We start from the raw sequence: 14,519 nt of genomic DNA, 5'->3' as shown, positions 1-14,519 counted from the left end.
TCGCAAGCGGGTCACATGCACCATTGACGGAATGGAGGACTCGCGCAGACGCCGCCGAGGTGCTTGTTGCCGCACCTTCCGCCCCGCAAGAAGGCCATTCTCATGTGATGGATTATTCATACGGAGCGCGCCCCGCGGCTGCACACACCGCGGGGCGCTTCGTATGGTCACACACGTATGAGGATGATCTCAGTCAGGCGGCCCGGGGCGGGGCCGGGATTGCCCTGCGCCGCCCGGGGAAGGCAGAACGGCGGCTTCGCCACCGGACTCGGGGAGTGGAGCCATGGGCTGCAGAGTGAGCGCAACGCACTTCTCCAGGTACTCGTTCCTTTGCTGAGCGTCGGCCGCGACTGCACCCGCGACACCTCCGATCATCAGCGAGAAAATCCCGGTAAGCACCCAGACACCTGGATCATTCAGTGTGAGGCTCTCCGCAACCGAACCGCAGACGACCAGCATGGAGTACAGCACCGCCGCGGTGCGCACCTGCCACGCCAGGTACGGGTGATCCTTCGCGAAATTCCGCAGCGGACGGCCCGACACCAGAAGGGCCAGATAGCCGGCGAAGTACGCAAGGAAGGCCTCGAGCGGCAGGTTGAAGCCGTCATCGGCCCACCCGTAGTTCTCCATCAGCAGCAATCCCGCACCAAGCAGCCCCGCCGGCACGATTACACGCGCGAGCAGACGTGGCCAGAGAGACAGCTGCCCGGCGGACCGCCACCTGCGGATCAGCCAGTCCGCAATGCCTTCGGTATCAGAGCGGGGAGGCTCGGGCACGGGCGAACGCCAGAGGTCCGGGAGCGGCCGTGCACAACAGGCGGAACACTGCTCCACGTGCAGCGCGATCTCGGGACCCGGTGGATCGGAGAGGTGATTGCCGCGCCGCTCCGGCGGACGCTGCGCCAGCCTCTCCCGCACCCACGCGCAGGGATTCAGCCCCGCATCGGCCAGAGCACGGTCGCGGACGCCCATCTGGGCGTGCCACCGGATCCACCGCGCCTCCCGCGGCGAGGGAGCGACGGACCCGGCCTCCCACGCTTCCGCCTCCAGCGGAGTGACCCACAGCGCGTCGGCGAGCTCCTCCACGTTCCATCCGTTCGCCTGGCGCGCCGCACGTACCTCGTCCGGCCGCATCTCCGTGCCGGCCCCGCGGACAATCGCCTTCGCCATCAACCCTCCCGCCGTGAGTGATCCACCGCGACGCCTTGCCGCCTGCCGAGCGCCCGACGCTCTTCGTCACGCGCGTCGTCCTCCACCTCACCAGGGAAAAAGCTGCACACCCCGGCGGCCAGCAACGCGCAGATCCACAGCATCGGGTTGGGCAGGCTCGGCCCTGACACCGAGCCTACGGGAATCGCGGCGCTCGATTCAGTCCGCCGCCTCTGCGTGGCGCAGGTCGTCGGCCGCCGATGCGCCGATCGCCACGCCCATCAGCAAGCTCACCACGCCGGCAAAGATCCACGGCCCCACCGTGGTCAGGTCCCAGCTGCCCACCGTGCCCACGAGCAGGAGCGCCGGGAGGACGATGCCCGCGGCGAACAGCTGGCCGGCCAGGTGCGGGCGCCGCGTGGCCAGGGGCAGCAGCCGCCAGCCCAGGACCAGGATCCACAGGAGTCCCGCGCCGATGGCGAGCATCCCCAGAGGCGACACGCTGGCCTCGCCTCCCTTGCCCCAGCGCACCAGCCGGTAGAACAGGTACGCGGGAACCAGCCCCAGCAGCAATTCCGCCGTCACGAGCGGCAGGCGCAGCCAGGCGGGCAGCCGATCGATGCGGCGGCGCACCGAATCCATCCAGCCGCGCGGCCCGGGCTTCACCGGCGGCTCGGGCGCCGCGGGCATCTCCTTCAGCAGCATCTCCACCCGCATGCACTCCGCGCACTTCCGCGTGTGCTCCGCCACCTCGCGCTTGGCGCGCTGGCCGGCGAACAGCCCCTGCTCATCCATGCGCTCCAGGCGCGCCTGGTTGGCCCGCGTCCAGTCGCAGTCCGGGCGCGGCAGGCGCGCGGCGTACTGCGCCTGCTCGATCTGCCAGCGGATCAGCGCGGCCTGGTACGGGTCCACGGGCACGGCGCCCGCCTCCCACGCCGACACCTCCAGCGGGAGCACGCCCAGCTCTTCCGCGACCTGCGCCTGCGTCCACCCCGCCTCCTGGCGGATGGCGCGGACCTCGTCCGGCGCGACGGCGGGCCTGCGGCCACGAAGCCAGTCGATCATTGAGGATCTCCCGCGATTATGAAACGGAAGGCGCGGCCCCGGGGGAACAAACGCTCGCGATCACGCCCGGCAGCGCCATCAAGTGCGACGAATTACGGGATCGGTTTCGCACTCGCGGTCCCGGAGAATCCGCCCGGACGCGTCAATCCTCGTAGCGCCCCGCCTCCACCACGTTGCGGATGGCGTCGGCGTCGCCACTGTGCAGGCCGAGCGGGCGCACGCCACCGCAGCGCGGCACTGGAGGACGGCCGCCCCGCTCCGGCGAGCCGCGGCTGCAGCGGGTGCGAATGATGCGCGGCGGGCGCGGGATCAGCGCAGGCCAGCCTGCATGCTGGTGGTAAGGCGGCCGTTGGTGAACGTGGCCAGCAGCGTGGAGCCCAGCGCCTCGCCGGGCCACGAGATGGAGAGCGAAACCGTTCCCATCATGCTGGTAAAGCTCACCGGAACGCCACCGCCGCCCAGCGCGGCCATCACCTCGTCCACCGTCATCCCCTGGCGCAGTTGGCCGTGCATGGCCAGCGTCACCGGCTTTACCTGGTACGTGGGCTTGAGCGCCATCTGCGTGGCGCTGATCACCGCGTTGTTCTGAAAGGTCACGATGATGGCGCTCATGTCGTCGTTCGTCCACTGGTACGACACCGCGCTCATCCCCGCCGACTCCACGCGCGAGGTTTCCCGCCCCGGACGGCCGATCACGCGCACCACGTCATCCACCGTCATTCCCGGCCGGATGGCGACGAAGGCGTTGATGGTCGCGCCGAGCGAAGCCGGCTGCTGGGCGGCGGGGGCGGTGGCCGGCTGCTGGGCGGCCGCGGGCGTGGCGATGGCGGAGACAAGGGACAGGACGGCAACGTGCAGGAGGGTACGCATGGGGATGGTCCGGATGAGGATTGGAAAAAACAGGCCGCCGCACCTCGGGCGAGGGCGGACGGAAACGGGAGGTCCAGAAGACGCAGGCGGTTAAGATACAACCACTTGCATCATCCGTACAGCCCCACTGGATGCGGACTGGCGCGGAGGAAGAATCCGGAAGAATCGCGAATTGCTCGGTGCAGCCGTGACACGGCGGGGATCAGCCGTCGTAGCGCCCGGCCTCCACCACGTTGCGGATGGCTTCCACGTCGCCGCCGTGCACGCCGATGGCCAGCATGAGCTCGATGCGCGCCTGCTGGCCCGTCATGTGGTCGGCGAAGATGGCGCCCATCTCGCGCAGCTCGTGGCCGCCGCCGGGATAGGCGTAGGTGTCCAGCACCCGCCCCCGCAGCGAGCGCGAGGTAATGACCACCGGCCGCCCCGCCTGCGTCCACCGGCGCACGCCGGGAACCACGTCCGGCGGCACGTTGCCCCGCCCCAGCGCCTCGAGGACGATGCCGCGCGCGCCGGTGTCCAGGCTGGCCTCCAGCAGCCGCGCGTCCATCCCGGCCACGACCTTCACCAGGTCCACCGGCAGCGCGGGCGCGCCGGGCGCCAGCGTGGGCTTGCGGCGCGACTCGCGGTAAAAGAGCACGCGGCCCTTGTCGGTGACCCCCAGCGGCCCCCAGTTGGGCGAGCGAAAGGTGCCGGCGGCCTCGGTGTGCGTCTTGACCACCTCGGCGCCCTGCACGATCTCGTCGTCCATCACCACCATGGTGCCGCGGCCGCGCGACTCGGGCGCCACGGCCACCTCGATCCCCGCCATCAGGTTGGCCGGCCCGTCCCACGACAGCTCCGACGAGTTGCGCATGGCGCCCGTGATCACCACCGGCTTGCCATCCCCGATGGACCTGTCCAGCAGGTACGCCGTCTCCTCGATCGTATCCGTCCCATGCGTGACGACGACGCCCGCGTAGTCCTCCGCCAGCGCCTGGAGGATGGCGGCGCGCAGCTCCCACATCCGGCCGATGGTCATGTGCGGGCCCGGGAAGCGGCCGAACTCGCGCACCTCCACCCGCGCCACCTCCTCCACCCCCGGCAGCGTGGCCAGGATCTCGGCGCCGGTCAGCCGCGGGACGGCGCCGCCGCGCTCGGCGTCGCGCTGCATGCTGATGGTGCCGCCCGTCGCCAGCAGCAGCACCCGCGGCGGGGTTCCGCCCTCACCCGCGTTGCCATCCTCACCCACAGAGCACGCTCCCGCCGTTGACGTTCAGGATTTCGCCCGTCACGTGGCGCGCCAGGGCCGAGCAAAGGAACACGATGGGCCCCGCCACGTCCTCGGCGCTGGCGATGCGGCCCAGGGGGATGGCGCGCTCGATGGCCTCGCGCCCCTGCGCCATGGGCTGCTCCACCATCTCGGTGTCGATCCACCCCGGCGCCACGCAGTTCACCGTGACGTCGCGCGGCGCCAGCTCCACCGCGACGGACTTGGTGAACGAGATGAGCGCGCCCTTGCTGGCCGCGTAGTCCGCGTGGAAGGCCTCGCCGCGCTGCCCGGCGGTGGAGGAGACAATGACGATCTTTCCGCCGTCGCTCACGAAGCGCGCGGCCAGGCGCACGGTCTGAAAGACGGACGACAGGTTGGCGAGCATCGTGCGCTCCCACTGCGCGTCCGCCATCCCCGCCACCGGCACCTCGTCGGGGATCCAGATCCCCGCGTTGGCGACGAACAGGTCGATGCCGCCCAGCTCCACCAGGCAGCGCTCGAAGAGCATCTCGGCGCCCCAGGGGGTGGCCACGTCCGCCGCCTGGGCAAAGGCGCGCACCCCCAGCGCCCGCGCCTGCTCCACGGTCTGCGCCGCGTCGGCCTCGCGGCTGTGGTAGCCGATGCCCACGTCCACCCCCGCGCGCGCCAGCAGCAGCGCGGTGGCGCGCCCCACGCCGCGCGAGGCGCCGGTCACCAGCGCCCGCTTTCCCCGCAGCCCCAGCATCACGCCTGCGTCCACTTGCCCCCCAGGTCGGTCGCGTGGTGGCGCTCGGTGTCCAGGATCTCCTCCAGCAGCGCGCGCGTCCCGGCGTCCACCCCCTCCGCCTGAAGCAGCCGCTCGTAGCGCTCCACCTCGGCGTCCTCGCGCATGCTGGCGGCCGCCTCCCACCCGTCCATGCGCGCGGACGACGAGTCCGACGGCTGCAGCTCGGCCAGGCTGGCGCCCAGCTCCAGCAGGCGCGCGGTCAGGCGGCTTACGTGGTGCTGCTCGTCGGCGTGCAGCTCGTTGAAGCGCTCGCTCATCGCCTCGTCGGCGCGGTCCTCGGCCTCCGCCGCCAGCGTGCGGTAGAAGTGCGCCTGGTCCTTTTCGGCGGCGCGGGCCTCTTCCAGCTCTGTGATCAGGTCCATGGACGTGTGCGCTTGGTGGCGGTCCGGCGCTCTTGATCGGCGCGGGGAGACGCACAACTTAGCGTGTGATCCCCGCAACCCAAAAGAGCCCCATGAACCAGATGATTCCTAACGGCCATCCGCCCCGCTTCGCCGTCTGCGTGCGGAACGACGGGTACGAGCTGGACCTCGCGCTGCACAGGCGGTACGAAGTGCTCCCCGATCCGTCCGCCGAGCGGAGCGGGTGGATACGCGTCGTGGACGAGACGGGGGAGGATTATCTGTATCCGGCGAAGTACTTCCGGCCGTCCGGGAGTGCCGCGGATGCTGAGCGGCCGAATGAATCCTGATCGACTCCGCTACCTGTCGGGCCGCGGTCGGACAGCGGCTCCGGGAGCGGAAATGCGGGTCGGAAAGTGGGTCCGTGAGTTGGCGGATTGCGGTTAACGCCTGGAATGTCGAGTGCCTTACGTTGCGCCACGGCAACCCGACGCCCAATCGCAAACCATGATCGCGAGCCAGCCCCGCACATGTATGCTGAGGTCATCAGCGAGATTCGGAACATCGAAACGATCGCGCACGGCCACGGGATTCGTGACCTGGCACGCCTGAAGAAAGCATATGGCGGAAGACGCTGGCGCAAGCTCAAGGGCTTCGCTACCGTTAACTGGCGTGGGAGGCCTGTCCAGGCCGAGGTCCACTGGTATGAGTGCCACGGCGTTGGCAGGCATGAAATGCGGATGATCAGGATATTCGAATGATGCACGGAACCTCACCTTTGGCCCAGAGCCGGTTCGCCGTCTGCGTATGCAACGACGGCTATCCTGCCGCCCTGGAACTGCACAGGGCGTATCCCATGATCCCGGATGCCCAGGCGACACGGCACGGGCTCGTGCGCATCGTGGACGAATCCGGCGAAGCCTACCTGTACCCACAGGAGTTCTTCCATCCGGTGAATTTACCCGACGCCGCTCCGCAGGACCTGCTTCGCGCATCCTGATCCGCGCGTAGGAACACGCAGGAGCCGCACGGCATAATTGCCGTGCGGCTCTTTCTCTTCGTGCGCCGCAATTTCTACTGATTTGTACCGTGTTGGCGCGCCGGTGGCGCCCGTGGCGGTTTGGTGCGCAGGGAGCCGTGCCACTCCGACCTCACGCGCACCCCTCCACGTACTCCACGTGCGGCTTCTGGCCGGCGCGAAAGCGGAGCACCGCGCTGCCGTCCGTCTCGAAGACCAGCAGGTGGGTGGTGTCGGCGGCGGCGGCGGGGCGCACGACCAGGTAGTGGCCCTCCGTGTACTTGTGCGGCTGCACCTGCACGCGGCCCGGGTACAGCTGCTGGACCCGTGCCTCCGTGTCGCCGATGCGCGCGCCCTCCGCCGTGGGCGTGGCGCCCGAGGTCACCTCCAGGCGCACCACGCGCTGCCCCTGCACCATCATCATCACCCCCGCGGGAAGGCGGGCGGAGCGCGGGTGGTCGCAGCGGTCCGCCCCGGCCTCCATGCTGACGGGGTTCTCGCTCATCCGCAGGTCGCCGCCCAGCGCGGCGCGCGCCTCGTCCAGCGTCATCCCCACCCGCAGCGGGCCGATGCCGTCCATCCGCAACGCCCACGCGGTGTCGGGCCGCGCGGCGGGATCGGACGGGGGCGGCAGGACGGTCTCTTCGGCGGAGGGAAGCGCGGGGGCACCGTCTGCGGCGGCGGACCGGTCGTCATCGCCGCCGGAGCCGCAGGCGGCGCAGAGGGACAGGGCGGTCAGGAGCACGAGCGTGCGGATGGGCATCATCTTCCTGGAATCCGTTGTGTGAAGCCGCCGCCTACGGCGAAGGCACGGTGCCTGCGCGGCGGGAGGGCGTCTGCCGCCGTCCAGACGACGTGGCGGCTCGTCTCCACCCGGTGATTGCATGCAGCGCGCCCTCAGCCTTGCCCTGCTCGCCCTGGCGGCGTCGGGATCGTACCTGGATGCGCAGCGGTGCCCGGAGCGCGCCGTGCAGCACATCCGCCCCTCGCTGCGCCACGCGCCGCCCGACTTGGAGGGCACGTACCGCGCGCCGTTCGAGTTCGTCTGCGGCGCGCCGGCGACGATCCGCGTCCGCCGCGTGGGGGCGGAGCTCGTGGCCACCGTCGAGGCGGACGCGGACTGCCCGCAGGCGGGACGCACGCGCTGGAGCGGCCTGCCGCCCGTCCCCGGCCAGGCGGAGTTCCCCGTGCGCATCGCGCGGCCGGACGGGAGGATGGCGGACGGGACGGCGCGGCTGTCGGACCGCTGCGGCATCGAGGTGGGCACCGGGACCGGCCGCGCCAGCGCGTACTACCGCACCGACGCCGCCTGCGCGCCTGAGCCGCGGCCGGTCGTCGTCTTCGTCGGCGGGTTCGCGGACGGGCTGAACCGCAACGTGGTGCGCGTGTTCTGCGCCTACGACGCGGCGTGGGAGCACACGCGCAAGCTGTACTTTGCCTACGACGCCGACCGGGGCCGGATGATGCGCGCCATCCGGGACAGCGCGGATGGCGCGCCGGTCGTGCTGGTGGGCCACAGCTACGGCGGCGACACGGCGTACGAGCTGGCGGACTCGCTGGGCGCGCACGTGCACCTGCTGGTGACGCTGGATCCCGTCTCCCCGCGCCGCGAAGGGCAGACGGTGCCGCGGCCGAGAGAGGTGCGCCGGTGGATCAACGTGCGCGTGGGCTCCCGGCCGGGCCTCTCCAGCTGCGGCCTGGCGGGCGCGATCGGCGGCGCGTGGGGGCCGCAGCCCGCGGCGGACGCGGACCTGCGCTTTCCGCCGGATCCCGCGAAGGACGATCCCGACGACGACCACTGCAAGACGGAGGAGATGTTCCTGCTGCAGCCGGTACAGGCCGCGCTGGCGGAGATCCGCTGATCGCGGAAGCTCCCGCACATGGCGCCAGGATGTGGGGCAGACATGTCCCACCACCGCGTTCAACTCGTTTAGATTTCAGCGGAAACAGAGCTGTAATTCATTTATTTGCATCATTTTACGACAAGTAAATTGACGATTCAAGGGGATGCCGATAGGTTTGCTGCGGCCGTGCGACTCGCGCCCGGCCCACTGATATGAACTGCATGGACAAGGGTATATCCCATGAGCAAGCTTTCGCTGGAATCGCTGACCGTCGAGACCTTCGAGACCAACGGCGTCGGCGACCTTTCGTACGCGGCCGCGCTGAAGCCCAGCAAGAACTACTCGGAGTGCGTCACCTGCGGCATCGCCTGCACGTACGACTGCCCGGTGCCCAGCGCGCAGTACACCGACTGTGGCAGCTGCGGCATCGCCTGCACCGCCGTCGAGCCCTGCTGATCGCACGCGCGCGGACGCAGCACGCAGGTTGAAGGAAAAGGCGGGGTGGGCGCATCGGCGCCCGCCCCGCCACTCTTTTGCATCCCCGGATCCCACTGCCGCAACCGGCTCGGCGAGACGCGCACCGCCGCCGGGGGTTTCTTGCCGGGTGATCCCGGCGGGTGTATCTATCGGTCCCGCTGCCAGCCTTTTTTTGATTGCTCGCATCAAGTCACGATCCGGCTTTCCTGTCCACACCCATGACGGACTCAACCACGACGAGCGGCAGGCCCGCGGACGCGATCGAGACGCCGCGCCGGCGGGTGCACGCACCGCCCGCGGCGGCCGCTCGCGAGGGCGGCTGGATGCGGCTGCTGCGGGCCGCGGTCCTGGTGTGCCTGCCGGTGCTCGCCGCGCCGTGGATCAGCCGCGCGATCTTTCCCCGCCCGTCGTCGTTCAACTCGGACCTGGCCATCCCGGTGCTGATGATGCGCGCCCGGGAGTGGAGCCTGTTCGACGTATACTACTGGGGCCAGGACCGGCTGGGCGCGTGGCACGTGCTGCTGATGCGGGGGATTGGCCAGCTCCGTGGCCACCCGTTCGACTACGCGGCGCTGCACCTGGTGGGCACGGCCTGGGTGCTGGCGGCGGCCGTGGTGATGGTGCGCCTGGCGGGGGCCTGGGGGTGGGCGGCGGGGGGACTGATGGCCGCCGTCCTGGTGGGGAGCCGCGATTCGCGCTTCTGGCTGTTCGACGCCGCGCATCCCTACGCCTGGCAGATCACGGCGCTGATGCTGGCGTGGTGGGGGCTGCGGAGGCTGGCCGAGCGGCCGGCATCCGCTGGGCGGGGCCGGTGGATTCTGCGCGCCGCCACCGCGTTTGCCGCGTTCCTGGCGCACTGGATGTCGCCGCTGAGCGGGCCGCTGCTGATGATCGTCGCCGGCATCGAGGCCGTCCGCGGGCGGGTGCTGGACGCCGCGCCGGGCCGCTCGCTGCTCCGGCGGCTGGGGGAGGGAGGGATGGCCGTGGCCGCGGCCATGGTCGGCGAGCGGGTGCTGCGCGCCGCCTTCGACCAGTACTCCTACGCGCGGTACGGGGAGTACTTTCGCACCGGCCTGGTGCTGGACCGGGGCCACCTGGCGGACAACGCGCGGCGGGTGGCGAAGACGCTGGCCGAATCCGACTCCATGCCCCTGCTGCTGGTGGCGACGGCCGGGGCGTTCGCCGCCGTGGCCGTGCTCTGGCGGGCGCGCGGCGGGCGGGAGCCCGGGTGGCGGGTGGAGGGCGCGGCGCTGGTGCTGGCCTGCTGGGCGCTGGCGGCCGCCCAGCTGCCGGTGTTCGTGCTGGTGCGCCACGTACGCGTGAACCACTTCGCCGAGCGCTACTTTTCGCTCGTCTTCGTCTTCGGGGCGCTGGCGGGGCTGCTCACGCTGGCGGGCCTTGCCGCGAGCTTGCCCCCGTTGGCGCCCCGGCGGCGGCAGGTGCTGGCGGTGGCGGGCGCCGCGGGGCTGGTGGTGGGTGCGCTGCGGGTGCCGGCGGCGCAACCACCGCGTCCCAACGCAACGGTGAGGATGGCGGCCCGCCTGGAGGTGCGGGCGCCCGGCGCGCCACTGCTGGGCGGCTACTGGAACACGTACGTCCTGGCGGCGCTCCAGCAGCCCGAGACGATGCTGCACCCGGTTCCGTGCGAGGGGCGGATGGTGCGCACCCCCTGGTGGGCCGAGGAGCTGCCCCGGCACCGGTGGGTGGTGGTGGCGCACACGAACGAGTGCCTGGATGCCGGCCCGCCGGAATCCCCCGCGCCCTGGCTGTACCAGCACGGCGCGCTGCTCCGGCTGGCCCGTGCGCGCTGGGAGGGGGGCGGCGGCGTTACCGTCTCGCTGTACGAGAACGCCACCGCGCGCGCCGTGGCCCACCAGGTGGAGCCCGCGGTCGCCGGCTGGCGCTACTGCGACGCGGGCGCGGCGCTCCGGCTGCGCTTTCCCGCGCGCGGGGCGGCGCAGGTGATGGTCGCGCGGGTCGCCCGGTCGCCGGGCGCGGTGATGCTGGCGGCACCCGTCTTTGCGGACGGCAGGGTGGGACCGCCGGTGAAGATGAGTGAGACGGGCCGCCTGCACGGCGTGGAGCTGCGCGCGGACGGCGCGCCGCTGGTGGGCGCGCGCATCACCGTGCAGCGCACCATGCCGCTGCTGCCCAGGCAGACCTGCCTGGGGGCGAACAGCTTCGTGGTGGGGGAGTAAAGGCGGTCCGGTCCGCGCGGGGCTACAGCCGGCCCAGCGCGCGCAGCAGCATCATCAGCCCCAGCACCGCCGCCACCACGCCCAGACGCAGGCGGACCCCGCCCCGGACGCGCCGCGGCTCCGTCCCCGGCGTGAACCAGGCCCCGGCCGCCGTCAGCACGCCCAGCAGCATCAGCGTCAGCGGCGCCGCCCACTCCGGCTCCCGCCCCGAGAACCACACCAGCAACGCGGCCAGCGACGCGAACCAGATCAGGAAGATGATCGAGCCGCGGCTACTCATACGCGTCCGGTAAAGCAACGGCGAGGGTACAGAGGGGCAGAGAACAGCCAGAGGAACAGAGGACAACGGGTCTTCCTCTGCTCCTCTGGCTTTTGTCTGTTCCTCTGTACCTTCCCGCTTTTCGCGGATGAAATGACAGAGATCGTTCGTGCGGATCGGGTACCCTCGTCATCCCGCGCCCAGCCCCGCCAGCGCCCCCGCCGCGCCGATGCGCTCCGCCAGCGCGGACACGCCGTCCGGATCGGCCTGCGCCTGGGCCTCAAGCGCGTGCGTGATGAGCGCGTCCGCGGCCAATAGCGGCAGCGCATCCTCCCGCGGCGCGCCCGCGCCGCCCGCCAGCAGCCGCGCGTAGAGCGCCAGCGCGCCCTCCGCCAGCGCGTCCGCCACCGGGCGATCGGGATCGTCCGGGAGCGCGGCGAGCATGGCCTCCAGCAGCGCGGGCGGCGTGTCCGCCAGCCGCCCGCGCACCCACGCCTCCGCAGCCGTCACGCGGGCGCGCCGGCGCCAAGCAGCGGGCGCACCACGTCGGCCACCGCCGCCAGCGCCTCGGAGACGCGCGACGGGTCGCCCACGCCGGCCTGCGCCATGTGAGGCTTGCCGCCTCCCTTGCCGCCCACGATCGCCGCGACCTCACGAACCACGGCGTCGGCGCGGATGCCGCGCTGGATCAGGTCGTCCGTCACCACCGCCACCAGCATCGGCTTTTCGCCGTCCGTCGACGCCAGCACCGCGACGCCGCTCCCCAGCTTCTCGCGCAGGCGATCGCCCAGCGCCTTGGTCTCGTCCACGCTGCCGAAGGCGCCGGCGGACGCCACCACGCGCACCCCATCCACCGAAACCGCGGAATCCAGCAGCGTCTGCACCGCGTCGGCGCTGCCGCCGGCGCGCGCCTTTTCCAGCTGCTTCTGCAGCTCGCGCGTCTGCTCCACCACCTGCTGAATGCGCGGCAGCAGGTTTTCCTCCTTGGTCTTGAGGACGGCGGCGGCCTGGCGCAGCGTGGCCTCGTCGCGGCGGACGCGCTCGAACGCCGCACGCCCCGTCACCGCCTCGATACGCCGCACCCCCGCCGCCACGCCCGTCTCGGCGGCGATGCGGAAAAGGCCGATCTGCCCCGTGGTGCGCACGTGGGTGCCGCCGCACAGCTCCATCGACACGCCGGGGATCTCGATCACCCGCACCACGTCGCCGTACTTGTCGCTGAACAGCGCCATGGCGCCGCGGCCGATGGCGTCCTGGTAGCCCATCTCGAGCGTGCAGACGTCCTGGTTGGCCCAGATGGCCTCGTTCACCAGCCCCTCCACCTCGGCGATCTCGTCCGGGGTCATGGGCCCCGTGTGGGCGAAGTCGAAGCGCAGGCGGCCGGGCTCCACTACCGATCCCTGCTGGTGCACGTGGTCGCCCAGCACGCGGCGCAGGGCCGCGTGCAGCAGGTGCGTGGCCGTGTGGTTGCGCTCCGTGTCGCGCCGCACCGGCTCCTCCACCTCCGCCGTCACGGTGCCGGGGACGAAGTCGCCCTCCACCGCGCCCACCACGGCGATGCGGCCGGCGACCTTGCGCACCTCGGTGACCGCCAGCGTCCAGCCGTCGCCGCGCACGTGGCCGCGGTCGCTCACCTGGCCGCCGCTCTCGGCGTAGAACGGGTTCTCGCGCAGCTGCAGGGCAATGCGGCCGTCCTCCATCCGCCGGAACGCCAGCACGTCCGTCTCCAGCGCCGTGGCCCGGTAGGCCGCGTAGTCCTGCTCCGCGCCCTCCGCCTCGGGCACTTCCTCCCACCCCATGGCCAGCGCGTCCGCCTCCACGCCGATGCCGGCCTTCGCCCGGTCGGCGCGGCTGCGGGCGCGCTGCGCCTCGAGCGCCGCGTCGAAGCCCTCCAGGTCCACCTCGTAGCCGCGCTCGTGCGCCATCAGCTCCGTCAGGTCCACGGGAAAGCCGAAGGTGTCGTACAGCTTGAAGGCGTCCGCCCCCGCCACCGTCCCGGATCCGCCCACCGGCGCCAGCTGGTCGAACAGCTTGAGGCCCGCGTCGATGCGGTCCAGGAACGCCAGCTCCTCCCCCCGCACGTTGCGGGTAATGTACTCGCGGCGCGCCATCAGCTCCGGATACGCCACGCCCATCTGGTCGATGACGGTCTCCACGATCTCCACCAGCGTGGGCTCGCGGCGGCCCAGCAGCCAGGCGTGGCGCACCCCGCGGCGCAGGATGCGGCGCAGCACGTAGCCGCGGCCCGCGTTGGACGGGAACACGCCGTCCGCCAGCAGGAACGCCGCGGCGCGCGCGTGGTCCGCCAGCACGCGATACGAAACGCCCTGCGGCGTGTGGTAGTCGTACGGCACGCCCACCACCTCGACCGCGCGGGCGATGACGTCGGTGAACAGGTCCGTCTGGTAGTTGGTGTCCACGCCCTGCAGGATGCTGCACAGGCGCTCCAGCCCCATCCCCGTGTCGACGCACGGCGCCGGCAGCGGGTGCAGCTCGCCGTCCGCGTCGCGGTCGTACTGCATGAAGACCAGGTTCCAGAACTCCAGGATCTCGCCCTTCTCGGTAAGCTCCTCGAACTCCTCGCGCGTGACCGCCGTGCCGCGCGTGCCCTCCGGCCGCCGGTCGTAGTGGATCTCGGAGCAGGGGCCGCAGGGGCCCGTGTCGGCCATCTGCCAGAAGTTGTCCTTGTCGCCCAGGCCAAAGATGCGCTCGGGCCTGATGCCGGCGATCTCCAGCCACAGCCGCCTTGCCTCGTCGTCGGTGTGGTGAACGGTGACCCACAGCCGGTCGGGGTCGATGCCGTAGTCCACCGTCATCAGCTCCCAGGCAAAGCGGATGGCGTCGCGCTTGAAGTAGTCGCCGAACGAGAAGTTGCCCAGCATCTCGAAGAAGGTCTGGTGCCGGGCCGTGACCCCCACCGCCTCCAGGTCGTTGTGCTTGCCGCCCGCGCGCACCACCTTCTGGCTGGTGGCCGCGCGGCTGAAGGGCACCTGCTCCATCCCCAGGAACACCTTCTTGAACTGCACCATCCCCGCGTTGGTGAACAGCAGGGTGGGGTCGTCCTTGGGCACCAGGGTGGACGAGGGGCGCACGGCGTGGCCCTGCCGGGCAAAGTAGTCCAGGAACCGGGAGCGGATTTCGTCGGCGCGCATGTATCCGTCAGGTACGGGCTTGCGAAGGCGTGGAACTGGATAACATAACGCGCGGTGCGCGTGCGTCTCAAGGTGTGGCGGCGGTGATGGGGTGAACGGGGGGTGCGGCGCCGCCACGGGCTGAAGCCCGC

General features: G+C 71.3%; 16 protein-coding genes. 6 read left to right on the top strand and 10 right to left on the bottom strand.

Annotation, left to right across the window (positions count from 1 at the left end):
- Positions 1–189 precede the first annotated feature (189 nt).
- From VGC13_RS07120 to VGC13_RS07095, 6 genes are all read right to left on the bottom strand, one after another.
- Positions 190–1,170, bottom strand: a complete 981-nt coding sequence (locus VGC13_RS07120) for a helix-turn-helix transcriptional regulator (protein WP_331124535.1) — start codon at positions 1,168–1,170, stop codon at positions 190–192.
- A 198-nt stretch (positions 1,171–1,368) separates the two neighbouring features.
- On the bottom strand, positions 1,369–2,214 hold the full coding sequence (locus VGC13_RS07115) for a helix-turn-helix domain-containing protein (protein WP_331124534.1): 846 nt from the start codon (positions 2,212–2,214) through the stop codon (positions 1,369–1,371).
- A gap of 309 nt (positions 2,215–2,523) precedes the next feature.
- On the bottom strand, positions 2,524–3,084 hold the full coding sequence (locus tag VGC13_RS07110) for a hypothetical protein (protein ID WP_331124533.1): 561 nt from the start codon (positions 3,082–3,084) through the stop codon (positions 2,524–2,526).
- A 202-nt stretch (positions 3,085–3,286) separates the two neighbouring features.
- Complete coding sequence (locus VGC13_RS07105) at positions 3,287–4,312, bottom strand: asparaginase (RefSeq protein ID WP_331124532.1); 1,026 nt, start codon at positions 4,310–4,312, stop codon at positions 3,287–3,289.
- A complete protein-coding gene (locus VGC13_RS07100; RefSeq protein ID WP_331124531.1) occupies positions 4,305–5,072 on the bottom strand; it encodes an SDR family NAD(P)-dependent oxidoreductase in 768 nt (255 codons plus the stop codon). Before VGC13_RS07100 ends, VGC13_RS07105 begins: the two co-directional genes overlap by 8 nt.
- Positions 5,057–5,461, bottom strand: a complete 405-nt coding sequence (locus VGC13_RS07095; protein ID WP_331124530.1) for a ferritin-like domain-containing protein — start codon at positions 5,459–5,461, stop codon at positions 5,057–5,059. Before VGC13_RS07095 ends, VGC13_RS07100 begins: the two co-directional genes overlap by 16 nt.
- Positions 5,462–5,553: 92 nt before the next feature.
- On the opposite strand from VGC13_RS07095, the gene VGC13_RS07090 reads away from it, so the two are divergent.
- The 3 genes from VGC13_RS07090 to VGC13_RS07080 all read left to right on the top strand — a co-directional run bounded on the left by VGC13_RS07090 (position 5,554) and on the right by VGC13_RS07080 (position 6,440).
- The gene (locus VGC13_RS07090) at positions 5,554–5,790 is read left to right on the top strand and encodes a hypothetical protein (RefSeq protein WP_331124529.1); all 237 of its coding nucleotides are present in this window, start codon (positions 5,554–5,556) and stop codon (positions 5,788–5,790) included.
- 180 nt (positions 5,791–5,970) lie between these two features.
- Positions 5,971–6,201, top strand: a complete 231-nt coding sequence (locus VGC13_RS07085; RefSeq protein WP_331124528.1) for a hypothetical protein — start codon at positions 5,971–5,973, stop codon at positions 6,199–6,201.
- Positions 6,198–6,440: a hypothetical protein gene (locus VGC13_RS07080; RefSeq protein ID WP_331124527.1), complete on the top strand. Its 243-nt coding sequence runs from the start codon at positions 6,198–6,200 to the stop codon at positions 6,438–6,440. Before VGC13_RS07085 ends, VGC13_RS07080 begins: the two co-directional genes overlap by 4 nt.
- Positions 6,441–6,591: 151 nt before the next feature.
- On the opposite strand, the gene VGC13_RS07075 is transcribed toward VGC13_RS07080, so the two are convergent.
- Complete coding sequence (locus VGC13_RS07075) at positions 6,592–7,221, bottom strand: hypothetical protein (protein WP_331124526.1); 630 nt, start codon at positions 7,219–7,221, stop codon at positions 6,592–6,594.
- Positions 7,222–7,342: 121 nt separating this feature from the next.
- Between VGC13_RS07075 and VGC13_RS07070 the strand changes: the two genes are divergently transcribed.
- The 3 genes from VGC13_RS07070 (at position 7,343) to VGC13_RS07060 (ending at position 10,977) form a co-directional block, all read left to right on the top strand.
- Positions 7,343–8,320, top strand: a complete 978-nt coding sequence (locus VGC13_RS07070) for an alpha/beta hydrolase (RefSeq protein WP_331124525.1) — start codon at positions 7,343–7,345, stop codon at positions 8,318–8,320.
- Positions 8,321–8,542: 222 nt separating this feature from the next.
- Positions 8,543–8,758 carry a hypothetical protein gene (locus VGC13_RS07065; protein ID WP_331124524.1) on the top strand — a complete coding sequence of 72 codons (216 nt, stop codon included), beginning with the start codon at positions 8,543–8,545 and terminating at the stop codon, positions 8,756–8,758.
- 239 nt (positions 8,759–8,997) lie between these two features.
- The gene (locus VGC13_RS07060) at positions 8,998–10,977 is read left to right on the top strand and encodes a hypothetical protein (RefSeq protein ID WP_331124523.1); all 1,980 of its coding nucleotides are present in this window, start codon (positions 8,998–9,000) and stop codon (positions 10,975–10,977) included.
- Between the two features lie 22 nt (positions 10,978–10,999).
- Here the strand turns inward: VGC13_RS07060 and VGC13_RS07055 are convergent, their stop codons facing one another.
- From VGC13_RS07055 to alaS, 3 genes are all read right to left on the bottom strand, one after another.
- Entirely contained in the window at positions 11,000–11,257 is a 258-nt protein-coding gene (locus VGC13_RS07055; RefSeq protein WP_331124522.1) for a hypothetical protein, read from the bottom strand.
- Between the two features lie 168 nt (positions 11,258–11,425).
- Positions 11,426–11,746, bottom strand: coding sequence for a hypothetical protein (locus VGC13_RS07050; protein ID WP_331124521.1), 321 nt, complete (start codon positions 11,744–11,746; stop codon positions 11,426–11,428).
- Positions 11,743–14,388: an alanine--tRNA ligase gene (gene alaS / locus VGC13_RS07045; protein WP_331124520.1), complete on the bottom strand. Its 2,646-nt coding sequence runs from the start codon at positions 14,386–14,388 to the stop codon at positions 11,743–11,745. The genes VGC13_RS07050 and alaS overlap by 4 nt, the downstream gene beginning before the upstream one ends.
- Between the last annotated feature and the right edge of the window lie 131 nt (positions 14,389–14,519).

Origin of the sequence: Longimicrobium sp., assembly GCF_036399255.1 — a bacterium.
Lineage (GTDB): Bacteria > Gemmatimonadota > Gemmatimonadetes > Longimicrobiales > Longimicrobiaceae > Longimicrobium.
The sequence above is the reverse complement of the archived record's forward strand: the minus strand, read 5'-3'. Positions and strand labels throughout refer to the sequence as shown.

What these genes read in the sequence shown, in the direction of transcription:
- VGC13_RS07095 (WP_331124530.1), bottom strand. Translation starts at nt 5,461, where the DNA reads ATGGACCTGATCACAGAGCTGGAAGAGGCCCGCGCCGCCGAAAAGGAC.
- VGC13_RS07080 (WP_331124527.1), top strand. Translation starts at nt 6,198, where the DNA reads ATGATGCACGGAACCTCACCTTTGGCCCAGAGCCGGTTCGCCGTCTGC.
- alaS (WP_331124520.1), bottom strand. Translation starts at nt 14,388, where the DNA reads ATGCGCGCCGACGAAATCCGCTCCCGGTTCCTGGACTACTTTGCCCGG.
- VGC13_RS07090 (WP_331124529.1), top strand. Translation starts at nt 5,554, where the DNA reads ATGAACCAGATGATTCCTAACGGCCATCCGCCCCGCTTCGCCGTCTGC.
- VGC13_RS07120 (WP_331124535.1), bottom strand. Translation starts at nt 1,170, where the DNA reads ATGGCGAAGGCGATTGTCCGCGGGGCCGGCACGGAGATGCGGCCGGAC.
- VGC13_RS07060 (WP_331124523.1), top strand. Translation starts at nt 8,998, where the DNA reads ATGACGGACTCAACCACGACGAGCGGCAGGCCCGCGGACGCGATCGAG.
- VGC13_RS07110 (WP_331124533.1), bottom strand. Translation starts at nt 3,084, where the DNA reads ATGCGTACCCTCCTGCACGTTGCCGTCCTGTCCCTTGTCTCCGCCATC.
- VGC13_RS07115 (WP_331124534.1), bottom strand. Translation starts at nt 2,214, where the DNA reads ATGATCGACTGGCTTCGTGGCCGCAGGCCCGCCGTCGCGCCGGACGAG.
- VGC13_RS07075 (WP_331124526.1), bottom strand. Translation starts at nt 7,221, where the DNA reads ATGCCCATCCGCACGCTCGTGCTCCTGACCGCCCTGTCCCTCTGCGCC.
- VGC13_RS07070 (WP_331124525.1), top strand. Translation starts at nt 7,343, where the DNA reads ATGCAGCGCGCCCTCAGCCTTGCCCTGCTCGCCCTGGCGGCGTCGGGA.
- VGC13_RS07065 (WP_331124524.1), top strand. Translation starts at nt 8,543, where the DNA reads ATGAGCAAGCTTTCGCTGGAATCGCTGACCGTCGAGACCTTCGAGACC.
- VGC13_RS07085 (WP_331124528.1), top strand. Translation starts at nt 5,971, where the DNA reads ATGTATGCTGAGGTCATCAGCGAGATTCGGAACATCGAAACGATCGCG.
- VGC13_RS07055 (WP_331124522.1), bottom strand. Translation starts at nt 11,257, where the DNA reads ATGAGTAGCCGCGGCTCGATCATCTTCCTGATCTGGTTCGCGTCGCTG.